Origin of the sequence: Halomonas salipaludis, from assembly GCF_002286975.1 — a bacterium.
Taxonomy (GTDB): domain Bacteria; phylum Pseudomonadota; class Gammaproteobacteria; order Pseudomonadales; family Halomonadaceae; genus Franzmannia; species Franzmannia salipaludis.
The window spans coordinates 180,052-199,914 of the sequence record NZ_NSKB01000008.1; the positions used below are offsets into that span (position 1 = coordinate 180,052).

General features: G+C 67.7%; 23 protein-coding genes. 12 read left to right on the forward strand and 11 right to left on the reverse strand.

Going from position 1 to position 19,863, the window contains the following annotated elements; translation table 11 throughout:
* Positions 1-30 precede the first annotated feature (30 nt).
* The 6 genes from coaD to CK498_RS20380 all read left to right on the forward strand — a co-directional run bounded on the left by coaD (position 31) and on the right by CK498_RS20380 (position 5,207).
* Positions 31-510, forward strand: coding sequence for a pantetheine-phosphate adenylyltransferase (gene coaD, locus CK498_RS20355; RefSeq protein WP_095622699.1), 480 nt, complete (start codon positions 31-33; stop codon positions 508-510).
* A 49-nt stretch (positions 511-559) separates the two neighbouring features.
* Complete coding sequence (locus CK498_RS20360) at positions 560-808, forward strand: YfhL family 4Fe-4S dicluster ferredoxin (RefSeq protein WP_095622700.1); 249 nt, start codon at positions 560-562, stop codon at positions 806-808.
* A gap of 37 nt (positions 809-845) precedes the next feature.
* Positions 846-2,183, forward strand: a complete 1,338-nt coding sequence (locus tag CK498_RS20365) for an MATE family efflux transporter (RefSeq protein WP_095622701.1) — start codon at positions 846-848, stop codon at positions 2,181-2,183.
* A gap of 62 nt (positions 2,184-2,245) precedes the next feature.
* On the forward strand, positions 2,246-3,556 hold the full coding sequence (locus tag CK498_RS20370; RefSeq protein ID WP_095622702.1) for a short-chain fatty acid transporter: 1,311 nt from the start codon (positions 2,246-2,248) through the stop codon (positions 3,554-3,556).
* Positions 3,557-3,649: 93 nt separating this feature from the next.
* Positions 3,650-4,177, forward strand: a complete 528-nt coding sequence (locus CK498_RS20375; protein WP_095622703.1) for an acyl-CoA thioesterase — start codon at positions 3,650-3,652, stop codon at positions 4,175-4,177.
* 34 nt (positions 4,178-4,211) lie between these two features.
* The gene (locus CK498_RS20380; protein ID WP_095622704.1) at positions 4,212-5,207 is read left to right on the forward strand and encodes an ion transporter; all 996 of its coding nucleotides are present in this window, start codon (positions 4,212-4,214) and stop codon (positions 5,205-5,207) included.
* A gap of 53 nt (positions 5,208-5,260) precedes the next feature.
* Here CK498_RS20380 and CK498_RS20385 read toward each other — a convergent pair whose 3' ends face one another.
* The gene (locus CK498_RS20385) at positions 5,261-6,649 is read right to left on the reverse strand and encodes an aminotransferase-like domain-containing protein (RefSeq protein WP_095622705.1); all 1,389 of its coding nucleotides are present in this window, start codon (positions 6,647-6,649) and stop codon (positions 5,261-5,263) included.
* A 95-nt stretch (positions 6,650-6,744) separates the two neighbouring features.
* Between CK498_RS20385 and CK498_RS20390 the strand changes: the two genes are divergently transcribed.
* A complete protein-coding gene (locus tag CK498_RS20390) occupies positions 6,745-7,350 on the forward strand; it encodes a LysE family translocator (protein ID WP_095622706.1) in 606 nt (201 codons plus the stop codon).
* On the opposite strand, the gene CK498_RS20395 is transcribed toward CK498_RS20390, so the two are convergent.
* From CK498_RS20395 to CK498_RS20410, 4 genes are all read right to left on the reverse strand, one after another.
* Positions 7,347-7,679, reverse strand: a complete 333-nt coding sequence (locus CK498_RS20395; RefSeq protein WP_095622707.1) for an I78 family peptidase inhibitor — start codon at positions 7,677-7,679, stop codon at positions 7,347-7,349. The genes CK498_RS20390 and CK498_RS20395 overlap by 4 nt on opposite strands.
* A gap of 96 nt (positions 7,680-7,775) precedes the next feature.
* A complete protein-coding gene (locus tag CK498_RS20400; protein ID WP_095622708.1) occupies positions 7,776-7,907 on the reverse strand; it encodes an entericidin A/B family lipoprotein in 132 nt (43 codons plus the stop codon).
* Between the two features lie 129 nt (positions 7,908-8,036).
* Positions 8,037-8,168, reverse strand: coding sequence for an entericidin A/B family lipoprotein (locus tag CK498_RS20405; protein ID WP_095622802.1), 132 nt, complete (start codon positions 8,166-8,168; stop codon positions 8,037-8,039).
* 87 nt (positions 8,169-8,255) lie between these two features.
* On the reverse strand, positions 8,256-9,002 hold the full coding sequence (locus CK498_RS20410) for a sulfite exporter TauE/SafE family protein (RefSeq protein WP_095622709.1): 747 nt from the start codon (positions 9,000-9,002) through the stop codon (positions 8,256-8,258).
* Positions 9,003-9,097: 95 nt separating this feature from the next.
* On the opposite strand from CK498_RS20410, the gene CK498_RS20415 reads away from it, so the two are divergent.
* Positions 9,098-9,523: an HIT domain-containing protein gene (locus CK498_RS20415; protein WP_095622710.1), complete on the forward strand. Its 426-nt coding sequence runs from the start codon at positions 9,098-9,100 to the stop codon at positions 9,521-9,523.
* On the opposite strand, the gene CK498_RS20420 is transcribed toward CK498_RS20415, so the two are convergent.
* From CK498_RS20420 to CK498_RS26235, 4 genes are read right to left on the reverse strand one after another with little or no spacing between them, the layout of a single operon-like run.
* A complete protein-coding gene (locus CK498_RS20420) occupies positions 9,520-10,590 on the reverse strand; it encodes a nickel/cobalt transporter (protein ID WP_407645880.1) in 1,071 nt (356 codons plus the stop codon). The two genes, CK498_RS20415 and CK498_RS20420, sit on opposite strands and share 4 nt — an antisense overlap.
* Positions 10,578-11,255, reverse strand: coding sequence for a DUF1007 family protein (locus CK498_RS20425; protein ID WP_176475854.1), 678 nt, complete (start codon positions 11,253-11,255; stop codon positions 10,578-10,580). Before CK498_RS20425 ends, CK498_RS20420 begins: the two co-directional genes overlap by 13 nt.
* Positions 11,256-11,299: 44 nt before the next feature.
* Complete coding sequence (locus tag CK498_RS20430) at positions 11,300-11,671, reverse strand: hypothetical protein (RefSeq protein WP_095622711.1); 372 nt, start codon at positions 11,669-11,671, stop codon at positions 11,300-11,302.
* Positions 11,668-12,261 (reverse strand): hypothetical protein, encoded by a 594-nt coding sequence (locus CK498_RS26235; protein WP_176475855.1) that lies wholly within the window; start codon positions 12,259-12,261, stop codon positions 11,668-11,670. The genes CK498_RS20430 and CK498_RS26235 overlap by 4 nt, the downstream gene beginning before the upstream one ends.
* Positions 12,262-12,397: 136 nt before the next feature.
* Here CK498_RS26235 and CK498_RS20440 point away from each other — a divergent pair, with 136 nt between their 5' ends.
* From CK498_RS20440 to CK498_RS20450, 3 genes are all read left to right on the forward strand, one after another.
* Positions 12,398-13,534: a glycerate kinase gene (locus CK498_RS20440; protein ID WP_095622713.1), complete on the forward strand. Its 1,137-nt coding sequence runs from the start codon at positions 12,398-12,400 to the stop codon at positions 13,532-13,534.
* A 155-nt stretch (positions 13,535-13,689) separates the two neighbouring features.
* Positions 13,690-14,163, forward strand: a complete 474-nt coding sequence (locus CK498_RS20445; protein WP_095622714.1) for a Dps family protein — start codon at positions 13,690-13,692, stop codon at positions 14,161-14,163.
* A gap of 206 nt (positions 14,164-14,369) precedes the next feature.
* Positions 14,370-14,711 (forward strand): hypothetical protein, encoded by a 342-nt coding sequence (locus CK498_RS20450; protein ID WP_095622715.1) that lies wholly within the window; start codon positions 14,370-14,372, stop codon positions 14,709-14,711.
* Between the two features lie 9 nt (positions 14,712-14,720).
* Here the strand turns inward: CK498_RS20450 and CK498_RS20455 are convergent, their stop codons facing one another.
* Together CK498_RS20455 and CK498_RS20460 are read right to left on the reverse strand one after the other, a co-directional pair.
* Positions 14,721-16,208, reverse strand: a complete 1,488-nt coding sequence (locus tag CK498_RS20455; RefSeq protein ID WP_095622716.1) for an aminoacyl-histidine dipeptidase — start codon at positions 16,206-16,208, stop codon at positions 14,721-14,723.
* Positions 16,209-16,442: 234 nt separating this feature from the next.
* Positions 16,443-18,611 carry a tRNA(Met) cytidine acetyltransferase TmcA gene (locus CK498_RS20460; RefSeq protein ID WP_095622717.1) on the reverse strand — a complete coding sequence of 723 codons (2,169 nt, stop codon included), beginning with the start codon at positions 18,609-18,611 and terminating at the stop codon, positions 16,443-16,445.
* 179 nt (positions 18,612-18,790) lie between these two features.
* Here CK498_RS20460 and CK498_RS20465 point away from each other — a divergent pair, with 179 nt between their 5' ends.
* On the forward strand, positions 18,791-19,786 hold the full coding sequence (locus CK498_RS20465) for an iron ABC transporter substrate-binding protein (protein WP_095622718.1): 996 nt from the start codon (positions 18,791-18,793) through the stop codon (positions 19,784-19,786).
* The last annotated feature ends 77 nt before the right edge of the window (positions 19,787-19,863 follow it).

A 19,863-nucleotide genomic window follows, 5' to 3' on the forward strand; every position in this document is an offset into this window, starting at 1 on the left:
ATACACAAACTTCAGGGAAGCAGCGCTGGCATGAATATCGTGGTCTATCCCGGCACCTTCGATCCCATCACCAACGGCCACTACGACCTGATCGAGCGTGCCGCCAAGATGTTCGACAAAGTGGTGATCGCGGTGGCGGCGAGCCCCGGCAAGCGCCCCACCCTTGACCTCGACACCCGCGTGGCGCTGGCTCGCACGGTGGTCGAGCCGCTGCCCAACGTCGAAGTCACCGGCTTCGCCTGCCTGCTCACCGAGCTGCTCGAGCAGCAGGGTGCGCGGATCATCCTGCGCGGCCTGCGCGCGGTGTCGGACTTCGAATACGAGCTGCAGCTGGCCAACATGAACCGCGCCCAATCGCCCGGCGTGGAGAGTGTGTTTCTCACCCCGGCGGTGGAGAATTCCTATATCTCCTCGACCATCGTGCGCGAGATCGCCCGTCTGGGTGGCGATATTTCCCAGCACGTGCATCCCACGGTCGTCGAGGCGCTCGACAGGCATTACAATACCTGAGTAACGTACTAAGATTTACGCTCAGCTCAGGCAATCCCGAGGTAGCCCCATGGCCCTGATGATCACCGACGAGTGCATCAACTGCGACGTCTGCGAACCCGAATGCCCCAACGGCGCCATCTCGCAGGGCGAGGAGATCTACGTCATCGACCCCGGCCTGTGCACCGAGTGCGTCGGCCATTTCGACGAACCGCAGTGCCAGCAGGTCTGCCCGGTGGACTGCATTCCCCTCGACCCTCAGCGCGAAGAGAGTCGCGCCGAGCTGATGGAGAAGTACCAGCGCATCACCGCCGCCTGAGACGCCTGGCAGTTTCTCCATTTCCGCAAGGACGCCAATGAGCTCCCCGTCGCCGCGCAGCGCCGACCGCCGTATCTGGCTGCTGGCCTGGCCGATCATTCTCTCCAATATCACCGTGCCGCTGCTCGGCCTGGTGGATACCGCCGTGGTCGGCCACCTGCCCGACTCGCGCTACCTGGCCGCGGTGACCCTCGGCGCCACCCTGTTCAGCTTCCTCTACTGGGGCTTCGGCTTCCTGCGCATGGGCACCACCGGCCTGACCTCCCAGGCGGTGGGTCGCGAGAACGATAGCGAAGTGCGCAACCTGCTCGGCCAGTCACTGCTGATGGCCGGTGCCATCGGCGTGGCGTTGATCGTGCTCTCGACGCCGCTGATCGAGCTCGGCCTGTGGCTGCTCGACGGCAGCGAAGTGGCCACCGATCTGGCCCGGGAGTACGCCCAGATCCGCATTCTCTCGGCGCCGGCAGTGCTCGCCAACTACGCCATCCTCGGCTGGTTCCTGGGCCAGCAGAACGCCCGGGTAACGCTGGCCATCCTGGTACTCACCAACAGCGTCAACATCGTGCTCGACCTGCTGTTCGTGGTCGGCCTGGGCATGACCAGCGACGGTGTGGCCTGGGCCACGGTGATTGCCGACTATACCGCGCTGGCCTTCGGCGGTTGGCTGGTGCTGCGTCAGCTGCGCCTGCTGGAGGGACGCTTCCTGCGCCAGCGGCTGCTCAAGCTCGTCGCCTACCGCGAGCTGTTCCAGGTCAACAGCCATCTGTTCGTGCGTACCTTGGGGCTGCTGTTCGCGATGGCCTTCTTTACCGCCCAGGGCGCCAGCCAGGGCGACACCGTGCTCGCTGCCAACGCCGTGCTGCTGCAGTTCATCATGCTCACCTCCTACGCCCTGGATGGCTTCGCCCACGCCGCCGAGGCGCTGGTCGGACGCTCGGTGGGGCGCCGCCGCTGGGATGAGTTCGCCACCGCAGTGCGCGCCGCGGCGCGTTTCTCGCTGTTCGCCGCTGGCGCGGCCTCGCTGGCCTTCCTGCTCGGCGGCCAGGCGCTGATCGCGCTGCTTACCGATCTCCCCGAGGTACGCGCCACGGCGGCGCAATACCTGCCGTGGATGATCGTCATGCCGCTGCTGGCGGTGTGGAGCTACCTGCTCGACGGGGTGTTCATCGGCGCCACCGCCAGCCGCGAAATGCGCAACAGCATCTTTATCGGCCTGGCCGTTTACCTGCCGCTATGGTGGCTGACCCAGGGCCTCGGCAACCACGGCCTGTGGCTGGCCTTCACGGCCTTCACCCTGGTGCGTTCGGCGACCCTCGGCGGCTACTACCTGCACTACCGGCGCCAGCGTTGGCGAGCCAGCGTTGACCCGGCCTGAGCTGCCAGTTCAGGCTGAATGCGCTAGCTTGGATCTACCCAACCAATAAAAGCGATCATGCCATGCTCAAGTTCCTGTCACGCCCCGCCGTCAGGTTGGTGGAGCGTTACCTGCCCGATCCCTATATCTTCGTGCTGCTGCTGACCCTGATCGCCGCCACCGCCGCCATCGCCGTGGAGCGCCAGACGCCGCTGGCGGTGATGCGCTTCTGGGGCGACGGCTTCTGGGGACTGCTGGCCTTCTCGATGCAGATGCTGCTGGTGCTGGTGACCGGCTTCATGCTGGCCAGCTCACCGCCGGTCAAGCGCCTGCTCGAGCGGCTGGCCGGCAAGGCCAATAACGCCGGCGGCGCGATCCTGCTGGTCACCGTGGTATCGCTGACCGCCAGCTGGATCAACTGGGGTTTCGGGCTGGTGGTCGGGGCGCTGTTCGCCAAGGAGCTGGCGCGCCAGATCCGCGTTGACTATCGGCTGCTGATCGCCAGCGCCTACTCGGGGTTCGTGGTCTGGCACGGCGGCCTGGCCGGCTCGATCCCGCTGACCATCGCCACCGAGGGCCACTTCAGCGTCGAGCAGATCGGCGTGATCGGCACCGGCAGCACTATCTTCGCCTTCTTCAATTTGGCGATCGTGGTCTGCCTGTTCATCGCCGTGCCACTGGTCAACCGCATGATGCTGCCCGACGAAAAGGACAGCGTTTACATCGATCCCGCCCAGCTCGATGACACGCCGCCGGCGCGCAGCCGCGTCACGCGCCCCGCCGAGCGGCTCGAGAACAGCCAGGCACTGGCCTGGCTGGTGGGCATTCCCGGGCTGATCTTCCTCGCCGACCACTTCCTGCTGCGCGGCGGCAGCCTCAACCTCAACATCGTCAACTTCCTGTTCCTGTTCCTGGCCATCGTCCTGCACCGCACCCCGCGGCGCCTGCTCGACTGCCTGCACGAGGCGATCAAGGGTGGTGCCGGGATCGTCATCCAGTTTCCCTTCTACGCCGGCATCATGGCGATCATGGTCGAGTCGGGGCTGGCCCAGAGCATGTCCGAGGGGCTGGTGTCGTTTGCCACCGAGACCTCGCTGCCGTTCTGGTCGTTCATCAGCGCCGGCATCGTCAACCTGTTCGTGCCCTCCGGCGGCGGCCAGTGGGCGGTACAGGCACCGGTGATGCTGCCTGCCGCCGAGGCACTCGGCGCCGACGTCTCGCGGATCGCCATGGCGGTGGCCTGGGGCGATGCCTGGACCAACCTGCTACAGCCATTCTGGGCGCTGCCGGTGCTGGCCATCGCCGGCCTCAAGGCCAAGGACATCATGGGCTTCTGCCTGATCCAGTTGTTCGTCACCGGGGCGATCATCTCGGTGGGGCTGACCTGGTTCTAGGCCAGCGGCAGCCTTCCACCGCCAACGAAACGCCTTGTCGCCGGCTGGGGGCTAGGCGTTATGCTGTAAATGACCCTGACAAGGATACCCTCGATGGACGCACACGCCCTTCCCGGTCAGCATGAGCTCTCGATGACCGTGCTGATGACCCCCGACATGGCCAACTTCAGCGGCAAGGTGCACGGCGGGGCGATCCTCAAGAAGCTCGACGAGGTGGCCTACGCCTGTGCCAGCCGCTACTCGGGTAGCTATGTGGTGACGCTGTCGGTGGACCAGGTGCTGTTCAAGCAGCCGATCCATGTCGGCGAGCTGGTCACCTTCCTGGCCATGGTCAATCACGTCGGTCGCTCGTCGATGGAGATCGGCATCAAGGTGGTGGCCGAGAACATCCGCGACAAGGTGATCCGCCATACCAACAGCTGCTACCTGACCATGGTCGCGGTGGACGAGGACGGCACGCCGGCGCTGGTGCCGCCGCTCAGGCTCGACACGCCACTGCAGAAGCTGCGCTTCGACAAGGCCGCACTGCGCAAGAAGCTGCGCAAGCAGGCCGAAGAGGAGGCCCGGCGCACCCATGCGCACCACTATGCGACCCAGCCGGCGGGCGATACGCCGGGCTGATGCCCGCGCGTGCCCCCCAGGCGAAGGAGACGCCATGCCCGCACGACACGCCCTGAGCCCCGCCCTGGAGCGCCTGCACCTGGTGTGGGATGTGCTGATCATGCTGCTGGTGATCGCCAACCTGAGCCTGCTGCTGGTCGACGGGCTGTTTCTGCTCGACCCGCTGAATGCCGCCTTCGAGCGGCTGGCGCCGGGGCTTCACCAGGCCTACGACCAGCGTATCCACGCCAACTTCATCGCCATCGACCTGATGTTCGTGGCGGTGTTCGTCGCCGACGTACTGCTCGGCTGGGCAGTGGCGATCATCGAGCGCCGCTATCACCGCTGGTTCTTCTACCCCTTCGTGCACTGGTACGACGTGCTGGGCTGCATCCCGGTGGGCGGCTTCCGGCTGCTGCGCGTGCTGCGCGTGATCTCGCTGGTCCAGCGCCTGCACCGGCTGGGGCTGATCGATGTGCGCCAGTGGCAGCTCTATGCCTTCGTCGCCAAGTACTACGACATCCTGCTCGAGGAGCTTTCCGACCGCATTGCGCTGCGCCTGCTGGGCAATATCCAGCAGCAGGTGCAGGCCAGCGACTCGCTGTCGGGGCGGGTGATCGAGGAGGTGGTGATGCCGCGCAAGCAGGCGCTGGTCCATGAGATCACCCGCCGGCTGGAGGACATGGCCGGCAGCGCCTACCAGCGCAATCGCGGCGACCTGATGCGCTACGTCAGCGCGCTGGTCGGGCGTACGTTGGAGAGCAGCCCCGAGATCCAGCGCCTGCGACGGCTGCCGATGGGCCGCCAGCTGAGCGTGGCACTGGACGACACCCTGAGCGATATCGCCTGCCGGTTGGTGGAAGAGGCCGCCAACGGACTGCGCTCGCCGGAGTTCGAGCAGCTGCTGGAGCGGGTTGCCGACAGCGGCCTGGAAGCCTGGCTCAAGGTCGACAGCCACAGCGACGCGGTGACCGAGAAGGTGCTGGTGGATATGCTCGAGGTGCTCAAAGAGCAGGTGCGGAGGCAGCGCTGGAAGGACCGCTACGAATAGATTCTGTCGAAAACTGCCTGCGCTCGCCGACTTCTCGTACAGAACCTGGGGCGTTATAACGTGGCGGGCGCCAGCGGCGGCGCCTCGAGCACCTCGAGCAGCGCCTGCAGGGCTTGGTCGAGGGCCTCGCGGGAGGCCGCCGCGCTCAAGCACAGGCGAATCGCCTGGGGCGCGGGCTCGCTGCCCACGCAGAACGGCTCGGCGCTGGTGACGCGCACGTCGCGGCTCGCCAAGGCCTCGACCAGTGCCGCGCTGCGCACGCCATGGGGCAGGCGCAGCCACAGGTTGGCACCCAGCGGTTGCCCGCTGATATCCCATCTGGCCAGCCGGCAGCGCGCCAACGCCTGACGCGCCGCCAGCTCGTCGCATTGCCAGCGCAGCAGCGTCTCGGCGTCACCGCTGGCCAACCACTGACAGACCGCTTCGATCATCAGCGGCGGCACCATCCAGCTCTGTGCCCTGAGACTCGCCGCCAGCCGCTCGCGCAGGCGCTCGGGGGCTCGCAGGATACCGATTCGCAGTCCCCCGGCCAGCACTTTGGCGGTGCTGAACACGAACAGCGTACGCTCAGGGGCCAGCCGGTAGAGCGGCGTGCCGCGCGCCTCGGCCGGCAGATACTGCACGCCGTCCTCGAGCAGCCAAATATCGTATTCGCGGGCCAGCGCCACCAGCCGCCGGCGACGCGCCTCGCTGAGGCTGGCCCCGGTAGGATTGTTCTGATCCGGGGTGACGTATACCAGCCGCGGTGCCTGGCGCGCGCACAGCCGTGCCAGCGCCTCGACGTCCATGCCATCAGCGTCCATGGCGATGCCGTCGATCTTGAGATGCGCCTGCTGGGCGGCACCGATCAGCCCCGGGTAGGTCAGCGCATCGGCGGCCAGCCGCTCGCCGGGGCGTAGCAGCGTAGCCAGCGCCAGGCTGATGCCGTGCTGCCCGCCCTGAGTGATCAGCAGCTCCTCGGCGGGCAAGGTCATGCCCAGTGTGGCCAGCCAGTCGGCCAGCACCCGGCGCTGCTCGAACAGGCCCTCGGCGGCCTGGTACTCCACCGCCGCCTGCAGTAGCCGCGGCTGACGCGCCATGCTGCTCAGCGCGCGGCCCAGCGCCTCGGCGCGCAGTGGATGCGGCGGCGGCAGGCTGAGGCTGAGATCAATCAGGCCGGCATCGCACTCGGCACCCGGAGTAGGAAAGGCCGGCGTTGCGGCAGCGCCGCGCACGTAGGTTCCGCTACCGACCCTGGCCACCAACCAGCCCTGGCGTTCGGCCTCGGCATAGCCGCGGGTCACGGTGCCTACCGTGACGCCCAGCGCATCGGCCAAACGGCGCTGCGGCGGCAGGCGCTCGCCGGTAGTGAGCTCGCCGTCCTCGATGGCCGTGGCAATGGCCTCGCTCAAGGCGCGATAACGCGGCCCCTGCGGGGGAAGCTGTGGCACCCAGATTGTCATGGTGACAATAAATCCATTGACGTTAATTACTGCAAGATTATGCTGACAAAAGCAGCACAATCAAGCAGAAAAACTCAAATTGAATGGATACAATCATGCTGGAAGGATTGGCATTTCTCGGCCCGGCAGCGCTCTACATGATGTCGATGACCATCACCCCGGGGCCCAATAACGTGATGCTCACCGCCTCCGGGGCCAACTACGGGTTCTGGCGCACCATGCCCCACATGCTGGGCATTCTGGGCGGCTGCTTCGCGCTGTTTGCCGGCATCGCGCTGGGCCTGGGGCTACTCTTCGAGCGCTACCCGCTGGTGCAGACCACGCTGCGCCTGGTGGGCAGCGGCTATCTGCTCTATCTGGCCTGGAAGATCGCCAGCGCCCCGCCGCCGGACCTGCGCCTGCGCGGCGAGGGCCGGCCACTGACCTTCTGGCAGGCCGCCACCTTCCAGTTCGCCAATCCCAAGGCGTGGGTGATGGGCCTGGCACTGATGGCCGGCTTCCTGCCCCAAGGCGGCGACACAGTGCTCAATGCGCTGCTGCTGGCCGCCTTCGCCGAGCTGGTGGCGCTACCCTGCATCGCCCTGTGGGCCGGCTTTGGCACCGCCATCGGCCGCATCCTCAAGACGCCCCGCGCCTGGCGGCTGTTCAATGCCAGCATGGGCGCCATGACCGCCGCCTGCGTGGTGCTGATCCTGCGCTAGCCGCAGGTGATCTGCGCGATGCGATCGTCGTCGTCGAGGCGGATATTGAGGCGGTCGGGGCGATGATCCATGGTCGCCGCATCGCCGGGACGCAGCACACGCAGCGACGCGGCACCGCTCTCCTCCTCGATGGCGGCACGCAGCGCCTCGGAGTAATCGCGGCCGACGCGATCCTGCACCGCGCGGGCGCCGCAGGTATCGCCGCGCTGGGTCACGCTGGGCGGCTCCGGTGCCGGCTCACGCGGTACGCCGGAAGGGCCTGCGCTGGTACAAGCCGCCAGGGCCAGGCTCGCCGCCAGCGCCGGCAGGTAACGTGGGAGGGTGAGCATGCTGACTCCTTGTCATCATCATCGATAGAACCCGACGCAAAGCGGGCGAGCCCACCAGGCCCGCCCGCTACTGCGCATCTAAGGTGCGCGGGATGCTTAGTTGGCCGCATCCTGCACCGCTTCACCACCGCGCTCGACATCCTGGCCGGCGCCGTCAATGGTGTTGCAGCCCGCCAATGCGCCAGCGGTCATGAGCAGGGCAAAACTGAGGGCAATCGCTTTTTGCATTTGTGTTCTCCTTAACACTGGTGCATAGCAAACAACGGGATCGGGATCCGTGTCGTCCATTCCTTCCTTGAAGCAATGGCCTCAATCAGCCTAACAGCCATACCCCGACTTTGCACAACCGCTACGCGCTCAGTCCGCCGAGCGCTGAATGGCCTCGCCGCCCGCCGAAATATCCTCGCCCGCACCACGCATGGTGTTACAGCCGCTGAGCAGCGCTAGGGTAAACAGCGAGAGTAGAATAGCTGCTGATAGCCGTTTCATGGTCATATCCTCATTCCTTGACTGGTCTGGCGGAAAGGCCCGCGCTGCTATCAATCTAGCACTTGTTCAAGCAACCGCGAGAGCTATTCAGCTCAGCAGTAGACGCAGCAGGATGGCGACGATGACTACCAGAGTCAGCCACTTGACCCAGGCCGCACCGCGCGGGCCCATGTTGACCTTAACTCCGACCCAGGCGCCGGCCATGCTGCCCAGCGCCAGCAGCAGACCATAGCCCCAGCGCACCTGATCGAAGGCCATGAACATCAGCAGCGCCGGCAGGGTATAGACCAGGATGATCAGCACCTTGAAGACATTGACCTGGGCCAGGTCGATCTTGAGCATGCGGTAGAGCACGACGATAAACAGGATCCCCACCCCAACCTGAATGAAGCCGCCGTAGAGACCGATGCCGAACATCGCCAGGTAGATCAGCGGGGTCAGTCGCTCGCGGGTCAGCGGGCGGGTCTCGAGGCGCGGCTGGGGCAGCAACATCAACACTGCCGAGCCAGCCATTACCGCGATCAGCACCGCTTCGAACAGCGCATCGCTGACCGACAGCGCTAGCCAGGCGCCGAGCAGTGACCCGGCCACCGCCGGTAGCGACAGCAGCAGGCTGAGCTGCACATGGGAGGCGCCGGCACGCAGGAAACTGCCCACCGCCGCCACGCTCTGCAGTACGATGGAGACCCGATTGGTGCCGTTGGCCACCTGCGGCGAGAGCCCGAGAAACATCAGCAGCGGCAGGGTCAGCATCGAGCCACCCGCCGACAGTACGTTGATGAACCCCGCCACGCCACCGATCGCGACCAGCGCCAGCGCTTCCTGTAAAGTCATGAAGTATCCCGATGTTGCCGCGCCATAGCATGGCATAATCCGCCGCCAGCGCGAAGGCGACTTAGGCCCGTCTGCCCCCTTGCCAAGGAGACGACATGCACGATCTGACCCTCGACCCGCGGCTCGACGCCGACACCTTCCCGATTACCGAGCTGCCGCTGTCGCGGGTATTGCTGATGAACGATGCACGCTTCGCCTGGCTGATTCTGGTGCCGCGGCGTGGCGGCGCCTGCGAGGTCAGCGACCTCAGCGAGGCGGATCAAGCGCAGCTGTGGAGGGAGGCCGCGCAGCTGGGGGACGCGCTCAAGCAGGCGCTGGGCGGCGACAAGCTGAATATTGCCGCCCTCGGCAACGTCGTCTCCCAGCTGCACGTACACGTGATCGTGCGCCACCGCGACGATGCCGCCTGGCCGGCGCCGGTATGGGGCCACGGCGAGGCCGAGCCCTACGACCTCGACGCCCTGGCCGCGCTGCGCGACAGGGTGCTGGCACTGGTCGAGGGTCTGACCCTCGATGCTTAACCGAAGGGCGACTGCCGCGGGGCCTCGCTCTCCTGCGGCTGGCCGCTGCGTTCGGCACCCGGCGTCAGCAGCGGGTCGCGGCTCGGCGAGCTGACGCCAGCTACCGACAGCGACACGCCGAGCAGCACGATGGTCAGGCCACCCGCCAGGGCGGCCCAGCCCACCATCCTCTGCACGCCGCTGCCACTCGACTGACGCGCCAGGCGCCGCTCGGCCCAGCCGCGGGCCATCACGCTGGCCAGCGCCAACGCCGAGACCGCCAACGCCGTGCCCGCCGCCATCACCAGTACCGCACTGACCCCGACCCAGAACTGTCCGAGCAGCGATGCCGCGCCCAGCAGCAGCACACCGCCGCTGCACGGGCGAATACCGATCGCCACTACCGTGGCCAGCGCGGTGCGCCAGTCGGCGGCCTGCCGAGGGTCGACATGGTGAGCGCTGCCGCAGCCGCAGTGATCATGATGGTGTTCATGATGATGGTGCTGATGAGCCTCGTGGTCGTGATTCGCGATAGCCCCAGTCGGGCGGGTCGCTGCGGCCCCGACACTGGCGGCCGCCGGTGTGCGCCGCAGCTGACGCAGCGCGCGCCAGCACAGCCATAGGCCGAGCAGCGTGACCATGAAAAAGCTGGCCTGCTCGACCCATGCCACCGAGCCCATCGCCTGGCGAGTCAACCAGCCCAGGCCGTGTACCAGCACCGCCACCAGCGTGATCGCCACCAGTGCCTGCAGCAGCGAGGCGGCACACGACAGCGCCAGGGCGCGGCGCAGGGCGCCCCCCTGGGAGAGCAGGTAGGTGGTCAGCACCGCCTTGCCGTGGCCGGGTCCCGCGGCATGAAACACCCCGTAGCCGAAGCTGATGCCGAGCAGCGTCACCCAGGCCGCCGGCGACGGCGCCCCGGACAATTCGGTGATCGCCAATGTCAGGGCACGATGCAGGTCGCGCTGCCAAGCCACTACCTGCAAGCTGATCGCCTGGGCACCGCCCTGGAACAGCCAGATCAACCCTGCCACGACGAGAATGCCGGCCAAGCCACCTAGCCACACAGCACCGGTCATGCGTCGCATTGGATCTCTCCGGTTTCGGCGAAGTAGCGGCCCAGGCCGTCCGGGGCCTCGTCGGTGATATCCAGGCGCGCCGCCTGGGCGACCTGCGCCGGATCCGGGTCGGCGGGCAGGATCCGGGTGCTGCAGCGCGACTCGGCCCCGGTCACCACCAGGGCGTCGTCGCTGGGTCCATCGCCGTTCTCTTCGTGCAGCACCTCGATGTAATAGGTGGGATCGAAGACGCGATAGACCAGCGGCTCACCATCGAGCGGCAGCGGCGTCTCCAGCGGCAGCAGGAAGATGAACTCGACGCGCCCGTCGCGTTCCATCACCGTGTATTCCCGAACCTCGCCCAGCCCTATCGCAGCCTCGCCGTGGTACAGCTCGGTGAAATAGCCCTGTGGCGCCAGGGTGTCGCGGATCTCCATGCCCAGCAGGTCGAGGCGCTGCTCGAGGCTCTCCTCGCCCTCGGCGCGGCCGAGCTCCTCGAGCAGCACCAGGCTGTAGAAGGGATCCATCCGCCAGCGCTGATGCAGCGCCTCGACGCGGCCATCATCATCGACGATTACCCGCATGCTCATGTCGATCCAGCCGTGGGGGTGGGCCAGCGCCAGTCCCGGCAGCATCGACAGCGCGGCGCCTAGCACCAGTCGCCGCCACCAGACACATCGTTTGCTTGCTGTCATGCGTTTCATGTTCCGCTGATGAATTCCAGATCGAGTGCGTGGGTTCAGGGTGCCAGCCCCAGTGCCGCCTGCAGTTCCACCAGCAGCGGGTCGAGGCTGTGCGGGGCCAGCGGCTGATTACCGCGCTGGCCGCTGAACGAGATCAAGGCGCCGTGGGGGCTCTCATCCACCTCGAGGCGCAGTCGATAGCCCGGCCAGGCCGCCGACACCGCCTCGACGCGGCCCAGCTCGGCATCGGCATGGCGGATCACGTAGCCACGCTCGACCAGCAGTTCGAGCCCCGCCGCCAGCGCCGCCTGGCGCTCCACCGGCAGCACGAAGGCACGCGGCTCGGGTGCCATCGGCGCGGCGGCGCAGCCGCCGAGTACGGCCAGCAGGGCGATGATCAGCAATCGCTTCGATAGGTTGCTCTTCATGGCGCCTCCTGCTCGGCCGCAATGGCCTGCCGAATGGCCCGGCACAGTGCGGCGTCGCCGCCGCTGCGCGATTCGCGTACCGCCCCCTCGGCGTCGACCACCCGGCTATCCTGGGAGACCAGCACCCGCTCTCCAGGCGCCACCACCGAGATCCGTTCGATGCGGGTAGCATCGGCCGGGAAACCACCGCCGTAGCCGGCGCGGCCACCGCCGATACCGATGCCGATTCCCACCCCAGAGCCGACCGACACACGACCGCCGCCGCCGACACCACCACCGATGCTGCCGAACACGCCGCTACCGCGCGACCAGCGGTCATCATAGCGCGCCCCATAGCCCGGCAGCACCCGGCTGCGCTCGCCGCTGACCACGCCAAGCTCGGTATCGGTATGGGTGATGCGGTAACCCTCGCGCTCCAGCGCATCCACCGCTCCCCGCGTCACCACGAGGCGCTCATGCTCGCCCAGGGCCCAGCGACACTCCGCCGGCACCTGGGCGGTCTGCGCCGGCAGCGTCGCGGGGCCACTAGCACAACCCGCCAGTGCCAGCAACGGCACCCAACACCAGTATCGCCATCCGCCGTGTTGCATTGGCTCTCCTCCACGTTGCTGCGGGCAGTCTACGTCGAAAACAGCGCCCTTGCAGTTTCGTCACTCGCGTTGCTATGACCCCAACGAGATAGGATAAGCTCAGTACTCCTTTCCATGATCCGTTGACGAGCCGCCCATGCAGATTCTGATCGCCCCCGATAGCTACAAGGATGCGCTACCCGCCAGCGACGCCGCACGCGCCATTGCCTACGGCATCCAGCGCGTCCTGCCCGAGGCCACGCTGATTCGCTGCCCGATGGGCGACGGCGGCGAGGGCACCCTGGATGCCCTGCTCGACGCCACCGGCGCCGAGCGCCGCGAGCAGCGCGTCCAGGACGCCCTCGGCCGCCCCTGCGAGGCCGCCTGGGGCTGGCACGCCGAATCACGCAGCGCCTTCATCGAGCTGGCCGAGGCCAGCGGCCTGCAGCAGATCCCCCGCGACCAACGTAGCGCCCTGCACAGCACCACCCATGGCGTCGGCGAGCTGATCCTGGCGGCGCTGGATGCCGGCGCCGAAACGCTGCTGCTGACCCTCGGCGGCAGCGCCACCAACGACGCCGGCGCCGGCATGCTGCAGGCGCTGGGCGCGCGGCTGCTGGATGCCGAGGGTAAACCGCTGGCGCCCGGCGGGGCGGCGCTCGCCAAACTGCAAACCCTCGACCTGAGTGGCCTCGACCCGCGGCTCGCCAAGCTGCGCGTGGAGACCGCCGTGGACGTTGACAATCCGCTGCTCGGCGAGCGCGGTGCCAGCGCCGTGTTCGGCCCCCAGAAAGGCGCCAGCAACGCCGATGTGGCGACCCTGGACGCCGCCCTGGCGCACTTCGCCGACGCGACCGCCGCAACGCTGGGTGACGATCACCGCAACCTGCCCGGTGCCGGTGCCGCCGGCGGCATGGGCTTCGCCGCCCGCGCCTTCTTCGGCGCCGAGCTGCGGCCGGGTATCGAGCTGGTCATGCAGCAGGTCGGCTTCGACGCACTGCTGGCCGAGGCCGACCTGGTGATTACCGGCGAGGGCCAGCTCGACGGCCAGAGCCTGGCGGGCAAGACCCCAGTGGGGATCTCGCGCCGCGCCGCGGCCAACGGCGTGCCCTGCGTGGCACTGGTAGGGCGTCTCGGCGAGGGCTGGCAGGCCTGCCACGCGGAGGGCGTCACTGCCGCCTTCGCCCTGGCCGACGGCCCCATGGCCCTCGACGACGCATTGACGCGCTGCGCCGAGCTGCTCAGCGACCGCGCCGAGGGCGTGGTGCGGCTGTTCAATGCACAGCGCGGTTGAAAAACGCCGCGAGGATCGGCATCTCAACATGCAGAGGCGCTGTCATGGTGCCATTGCCTGGCGCTATGGCCGCCATGGCGATAATTCGCTAACCGTCACGCGCCCCGGCCGCTAGACTCATGGGCGTTACCATCAGGGAGAGAGGAGGCAACCGCATGTCCGATACCAACGCCATTGGCCTGCACCCGGCCAGCGCCAGCCAGCTGGCCGACAAGCTCAACGCGCTGCTGGCCAACTACCAAGTCTTCTACATGAATGTGCGCGGCTACCACTGGAACATCAAGGGGCCGGAGTTCTTCGAGCTGCACGCCAAGTTCGAGGAGTTCTACACCGACCTGCTGACCAAGGTCGACGAGGTCGCCGAGCGTATCCTGACCCTCGGCCACCAGCCGATCCACGCCTACAGCGACTACGTGGCCACCGCCAACCTCAAGGAAGACAAGAACGTCCACGACGGCGCGACTTGCGTGCGTGGCGTGCTCACCGGCTACCAGACACTGATCGAGCTGCAGCGCGAGATCCTCTCGCTGGCCTCGGATGCCGACGACGAGGGCACCGCCGCCCAGGTCGGCGACTATATCCGCGAACAGGAGAAGACCGTGTGGATGCTGGGCGCCTACCTGGGCTGATAACCAGCCTTCGGCGCACGAGATTGCCAGCGGCCGCCCACGGGCGGCCGCTGGCGTTTCAGGTGTCGGCATCTGGCGTCGCCGCGGCGTAACCGTGCAGCTTCGATGGAAGTCGCCAGGGTCGCCGTGCAGCGCCGCCTGGGCGGAATATACTGATGCGGGAACTGCAGGGTGAATCATCCCATCGACACAACGGAGGACACCCCATGCAACGCATTACCTTGAGCGGCCTGCTGCTCGGCATCGGCCTGGCGCTGGCCATGGCCGGCACACCGGCGATGGCCGACCACGACCGCCGCGGCTATCACGGCGGCGTGCATCACCACTACTATGGCGCCCAGGCGCGCGGCGGCAAGCATCACCGCGCACCGCGCCATGCCAAGCGGCCCAAGCATCATCGCCGACCGGTGGTGGTCCACCATCACGCGCCACGCTATCGCCCGGCACCGCCACGGCGGGTCGAACATCACCACTACCATAGCTCCTCCAGCAGCGTACCCTTGGTGCGCCTGGGCAACGTACCTATCGTCAGCGTGCGGGTCGACTGACGACGCGCCTCAGGCCATGCCCGCCGCGTCAGGTGCGGTAGGCATGGCCAGATCTTCCACCAGCCCGCGCAGCAGCAGCCAGAACTCGTTCACCGAGTCGATCTCGACGCGCTCGTCCGGCGAGTGGGCGCCGCGGATCTGCGGCCCAAAGGAAATCATCTGCAGCTGCGGGTACTTGCCGCCGAGGATGCCGCATTCGAGGCCGGCGTGGATCACCTTGACCGCCGGCTCGGTGCCGAGCTGGTCGCGATGCAGCCGCTTGAAACGCTCCAGGAGCGGGCTATGCGGCGCAGGCGCCCAGCCGGGATAGGCGTTCTCGACCCGGGTGCGGGCACCGATCAGCCCGAACAGCGCGCTGAAGCGGTCAGCCATGTCTTGGGTGGCGCTATCGCGCAGCGAGCGCACCAGCGCACATAGCCGGAAACGCCCCTCGCTGAGCGCCACCACGCCGAGGTTGTTGGAGGTCTCGACTACCCCCGGCACAGCGCTGCTCATGCGCTCGACGCCGCAGGGGGCGGCGTGCAGGGCGTCGACCAGCAGATGGCTGGCGGTGGCGGTCAGCGCCTCATCGGCGGCTCCATCGGTCGTCGTCAGGCTCAGCGTCAGACCCTCGTCGACCCCAGCAAGCTCGCTACGCAGCTCCTCGCCCAGCGCGGCGAGCCGCGCCTGGGCCACCGCCAGTTCATCCTCGGCCAGGGCCAGGGTGGCGAAGGCTTCCCGCGGCAGGGCATTGCGCAGGGTGCCGCCGCGATAGTCGATCAGCCTGGCGCCGCAGGGTGCCAGCGCCCGCAGCACGCGCATCATTAGCCGGTTGGCGTTGCCACGGCCCGTGGCGATATCGATCCCCGAGTGGCCGCCGCGCAGGCCAGTCAGCGCCAGCCGGTAGGGGTGCTCGCCTTCGCTCAGCGCGCTGGTCGGCAGCTGCGCCTCGACCACCACGTCGGCGCCACCGGCGCAGCCGATATACACCTCGCCGCGATCCTCGGAGTCGAGGTTGAGCAGTAGCTGGCCCTCCAGCCAGCCCTCGGCGAGCTGCAGCGCGCCGCCCATCGAGGTCTCCTCCTCGAGGGTGAACAGCGCTTCGAGCGGGCCGTGACGCAACGTGGGATCGGCGAGGATGGCCAGCGCCGCCGCCACGCCGAGACCATTATCGGCGCCAAGCGTGGTGCCGCGGGCGCGCAGCCAGCCATCCTCGATGTAGGTCTTGATCGGGTCGCGGGTGAAGTCGTGGGGATGGTCGGCATTGGCCTGGGCGACCATGTCGAGATGGCCCTGCAGGATCACCCCGGGAGCTGCCTCGCAGCCTGGCGAGGCGGCTTTCTTGAGCCGCAGGTTGCCATAGGCGTCGCGGTCGTGGGCCAGGCCCTGGGCCTCGGCCCAGGCTTCGAGGGTGGCTACCAGCGCCGCCTCGTGCCCCGACGGCCGCGGGGTATTGCACAGCGTGCGAAAGTGCTGCCACAGCGCCTGCGGCGCCAACTGGTCGAGATGTGCGTTCATGATGGGTCTACATAAGGGATAACCTTCATCACTTTACTGACCGCTCGCTGCCAGGGAAAGCCTAGGCTCTTCACAGGCAAGAGTGTCACGGATATTAGTACGGCTCGGGACTGACCCGTCGGCAGGCCGACAAGGAGGCGCTGTAAACCATCCGTGGGCGCTACCGATGCCATCCATGGCATCGAAACCTCCTCGTCGACCTGCCTCCAGCGTCCCTCGCTCCAATAATGGCCATCACTGTGCCCAGTCGCGCCAGCGGGTCAGCGCCTCGCGCAGCCGTGCCTGCACCTCGCGCCGCCCGCTGAGTCCCAGCCGCTCGGCCAGCCAGGCGCTATCGCGGGCCTGGAACAACCAGGCCACCAGCAGCCAGGCGTCGTCGTCGCGGGGCGCGTCGCCGGCCAGGCCGCGCCGCACCAGCTGCTGCAGCGCCGGGCGCACCAGTGCCGGCTCGCGGCGGCCCAGGGTCACGTCGTCGAGATCGCGGCGCTGCTGGACATCCAGCGGCGGCGCCTGACCTTCGGCGAGCAGCGCTGCGGCCACCGCCGGCTCCAGGCCCTTGAGTTCATAGGCCAGCAGGGTCGGCAGTAGAGCCTGGAAGTGCGCTGTGAGGCTGTCGACCAGTGCCTGTCCGGCGTCGCTGATGGGTATCGCCACCATCAGCGCATGCTCGCCGGTGGCGGTTTCGCGGCTCAGTCCCAGGCGTACGGCGCGAAAGCCGGCGGCATGCCAGAAGGCCATCAGCTCGGGGTCGGCACCGAAGCTGGCCCCCAGCAGGTCGATGCCGTCGTGCCGGGCGCGCTCGACCTCGGCGGCCAGCAGCTGCCGGCCGATACCCTGACGGCGGGCCTCACCATGTACCGCAATGCGCATGATACGCCGTACCCGCGAGGTCAGGGCGCGGCGACTGCCGGCGTGGGCGGCCAGCGACTGAGCCAGCAAATGGCCACGTGGCCGGCGCTCGCCGCGGGCCACGCGTTCGGCCAGCTCAGCGGTGAAGCCGCCCTCCTCACTACATAGCGACACCGCCAGGGTGTTGCCACTTTGTTCGAGGGTGGTGATCGATACCCCGGGGCCGTCGAGCAGGCGGCGCAGGTCGCTGGGCTGGGTGCGGTAGTGGGCCTGCACCAGCAGGCCGAACAGCTCAGCGAGGCGCGCTTCGTCGACCGCCAGCGATGCCCGCTTCCAGCGCCGCAGCGCCAGCGTCGCAACGCTCGGTGCCGGCAGCGTGGCCGCCGGTTCGGCATCCAGCATCAGCAGGTGGCGGGTCAGCGCTTCGAGCGGGTCGCCTTCGGCCCAGCGCACCGGTGTCGTCAGCGTGCAGGCGCGCCAATCCGGGGCATGGCGCTGCAGGTGGGGCATGAAGCGCAGTGCAAAGCCGCGCCCCGAGCCTTCGTAGCCGTGCACGGTGGTGGCAAAGGCAATCCGTGGAAAGCGCACCAGCCAGTCGGCCAGCAGCGCCGCGGGGATCGCCGCTGCCTCATCCACCAGCAGCAGGCTGCCGGGGCCGGTCGTGGCGCCGTGGCTCTCGGCCAGGGCGTCCGGGGCCACGAAGCGTACCCGCTGAGTATCGCCGTCGCGCAGCAGGCTGATTTCGAGGCCGTGGCGTCGTGCGTCTGGGCAGTGGCGTTGCAGGTGCATGAACAGCGTCTCTACCGCCGCCGGGCGCGGCGCGGTGACCAGGATCTCGCGCTCGCCCTTGGCCAGCCAGCGCGCGCAGGCGATGCCTAGCGCGGCGCTCTTGCCGCGGCCACGGTCGGCGCTGATCACCAGCGGCCGGCGCCGGCGCAAGCGCAGCAGCCGCGCCACCGCCTGGGCCTGGTCCGGGGTGGCGCAGGCGCTATCCGCGGGTTCCGAACCACCCGCACCGCCCTCAGCAGGCGGCGGCAGGGGCGGCAGCGTCAGGTCGCCATCGCTCGACCAGCGCGCCGCGTCGGGGGCGGCCTCGAGTTGCCGCGCCAGGCGCTGCAGGTAACGCGACGGCAGCTGCGCCGGTCGGTACGGATGGTCGGCCAGACGGCGGTAGTCGGCATCCGGCCGTGCGCCCCAGTCGGGCGGCGTGAGCAGCACCAGCAGCCCGCCGGCCACCAGGGTGCCGCTGAGCGCGCCGAAGGCGTCCGGGTCGAAGCCGGCCCCTTCGCTGGCCGCATCGAACACCACCAGCGTCTGCTCGCCGCCGAGCCGGGTGCGCGCCTTGGCAGCAGGTAGCCAAGCCGATTCGGTGATGCCCGCGGGGCACACGGGCGCGACCCATAGCCCCCGTGCCGGATCCTGCCGCCAGATCGCCAGCGCCCGCGCCAGCCCCTGGTCCGGGCTGGCGGATATCCACAGCAGACCGCGCCAGCGCTGCGCGGCCAGCTGCGCCCGCCACGCCAACAGCGCCTGCAGGTTGCGGGCCTCCGTCATGCTCGGCTCCTGTCTCGTCGAGCCCTCCAGTGTAGAGAACCTGGCACTCACCGCACCAGCACCTAGCAACACGACAACGCAAAAACTTTGCGTATCATTATCATTTGCAATCAGATTGTTTCTTGCTATCGTACCCATAACGTTCGCCACCCCATGCCAATACGACAAGGGATATCGCCATGCAAAAGACGCTCATCGCTTCCGCCACGCTTGTCTCCACGCTGCTGGCAGCCCCCCTGGCTGCTGCCGACCTGACCCTCTATTCAGGGCGTGGCGAGTCGATGGTCGACCCGATCATCGCCCAGTTCGAGAAAAACACCGGCATCAACGTCAACGTACGCTACGGCGATACCGCACAACTGGCCGTACTGCTGCAGGAAGAGGGCGAGCGCTCTCCCGCCGACCTCTACTGGGGCCAGGACGCCGGCGCCATGGGCGCGATCAGCCAGGCCGGCCTGCTCGCTGAGCTGCCCGATGATATCTATGACGGCCTGCCCGGCATTTATACCAGCGAGACCGGCAACTGGGTTGCCGCCAGCGGCCGCGCCCGAGTGTTCGCCTACTCGCCGGAACGGGTCAGCGAAGAGGAGTATCCCGAGAGCGTCTTCGATCTCACCGACGAGCGTTACGAAGGCCGTGTCGGCTGGGCGCCCACCAATGGCTCCTTCCAATCTTTCGTCACCGCGATGCGCGTCGAGCATGGCGACGAGCGTACTCAGGAGTGGCTCGAGGGCATGCGCGACAATGGCGCCGTGACCTTCCGCAACAACACCACTCAGGTGCAGGGCATCGCCGACGGAGAAATCGACTTCGGCCTCGTAAACAATTATTATTTGCCGCGGTTCCTGGCTACCGATGAAGACTTCCCGGTGGAGCAGGCCTTCTTCGCCGAAGGCGATATCGGCAACTTGGTCAACGTCGCCGGCATCGCGGTGCTGGAGAGCAGCGACAACAAGGAAGAGGCGCTGGAGTTCGTGCGCTTCCTGCTGTCGCCGGCCGCCCAGCAGTATTTCACCGGCAATGTCTATGAGTACCCGGTGACCCGCGACGTGATCCAGAACCCGGAACTCGAGGATTTCGACCGCCTGCTGGAGGTCAGCCCGCAGATCGACCTGGATGACCTGGAAGATCTCGAAGGCACGCTGAACCTGCTGCGCGACGCCGAGCTGCTGTAAGCCCTAGCGTCGTCAAGCGAGCGAGTCGAGACCAGGGTGGCATTGCCACCCTGGTCTTGTGCGTTTTAATGGTGGCC

Excerpts from the sequence above, each read along its gene's own strand:
- coaD (WP_095622699.1), top strand. The coding sequence starts at position 31 with ATGAATATCGTGGTCTATCCCGGCACCTTCGATCCCATCACCAACGGC.
- CK498_RS20360 (WP_095622700.1), top strand. The coding sequence starts at position 560 with ATGGCCCTGATGATCACCGACGAGTGCATCAACTGCGACGTCTGCGAA.
- CK498_RS20365 (WP_095622701.1), top strand. The coding sequence starts at position 846 with ATGAGCTCCCCGTCGCCGCGCAGCGCCGACCGCCGTATCTGGCTGCTG.
- CK498_RS20370 (WP_095622702.1), top strand. The coding sequence starts at position 2,246 with ATGCTCAAGTTCCTGTCACGCCCCGCCGTCAGGTTGGTGGAGCGTTAC.
- CK498_RS20375 (WP_095622703.1), top strand. The coding sequence starts at position 3,650 with ATGGACGCACACGCCCTTCCCGGTCAGCATGAGCTCTCGATGACCGTG.
- CK498_RS20380 (WP_095622704.1), top strand. The coding sequence starts at position 4,212 with ATGCCCGCACGACACGCCCTGAGCCCCGCCCTGGAGCGCCTGCACCTG.
- CK498_RS20385 (WP_095622705.1), bottom strand. The coding sequence starts at position 6,649 with ATGACAATCTGGGTGCCACAGCTTCCCCCGCAGGGGCCGCGTTATCGC.
- CK498_RS20390 (WP_095622706.1), top strand. The coding sequence starts at position 6,745 with ATGCTGGAAGGATTGGCATTTCTCGGCCCGGCAGCGCTCTACATGATG.
- CK498_RS20395 (WP_095622707.1), bottom strand. The coding sequence starts at position 7,679 with ATGCTCACCCTCCCACGTTACCTGCCGGCGCTGGCGGCGAGCCTGGCC.
- CK498_RS20400 (WP_095622708.1), bottom strand. The coding sequence starts at position 7,907 with ATGCAAAAAGCGATTGCCCTCAGTTTTGCCCTGCTCATGACCGCTGGC.
- CK498_RS20405 (WP_095622802.1), bottom strand. The coding sequence starts at position 8,168 with ATGAAACGGCTATCAGCAGCTATTCTACTCTCGCTGTTTACCCTAGCG.
- CK498_RS20410 (WP_095622709.1), bottom strand. The coding sequence starts at position 9,002 with ATGACTTTACAGGAAGCGCTGGCGCTGGTCGCGATCGGTGGCGTGGCG.
- CK498_RS20415 (WP_095622710.1), top strand. The coding sequence starts at position 9,098 with ATGCACGATCTGACCCTCGACCCGCGGCTCGACGCCGACACCTTCCCG.
- CK498_RS20420 (WP_407645880.1), bottom strand. The coding sequence starts at position 10,590 with ATGCGACGCATGACCGGTGCTGTGTGGCTAGGTGGCTTGGCCGGCATT.
- CK498_RS20425 (WP_176475854.1), bottom strand. The coding sequence starts at position 11,255 with ATGACAGCAAGCAAACGATGTGTCTGGTGGCGGCGACTGGTGCTAGGC.
- CK498_RS20430 (WP_095622711.1), bottom strand. The coding sequence starts at position 11,671 with ATGAAGAGCAACCTATCGAAGCGATTGCTGATCATCGCCCTGCTGGCC.
- CK498_RS26235 (WP_176475855.1), bottom strand. The coding sequence starts at position 12,261 with ATGCAACACGGCGGATGGCGATACTGGTGTTGGGTGCCGTTGCTGGCA.
- CK498_RS20440 (WP_095622713.1), top strand. The coding sequence starts at position 12,398 with ATGCAGATTCTGATCGCCCCCGATAGCTACAAGGATGCGCTACCCGCC.
- CK498_RS20445 (WP_095622714.1), top strand. The coding sequence starts at position 13,690 with ATGTCCGATACCAACGCCATTGGCCTGCACCCGGCCAGCGCCAGCCAG.
- CK498_RS20450 (WP_095622715.1), top strand. The coding sequence starts at position 14,370 with ATGCAACGCATTACCTTGAGCGGCCTGCTGCTCGGCATCGGCCTGGCG.
- CK498_RS20455 (WP_095622716.1), bottom strand. The coding sequence starts at position 16,208 with ATGAACGCACATCTCGACCAGTTGGCGCCGCAGGCGCTGTGGCAGCAC.
- CK498_RS20460 (WP_095622717.1), bottom strand. The coding sequence starts at position 18,611 with ATGACGGAGGCCCGCAACCTGCAGGCGCTGTTGGCGTGGCGGGCGCAG.
- CK498_RS20465 (WP_095622718.1), top strand. The coding sequence starts at position 18,791 with ATGCAAAAGACGCTCATCGCTTCCGCCACGCTTGTCTCCACGCTGCTG.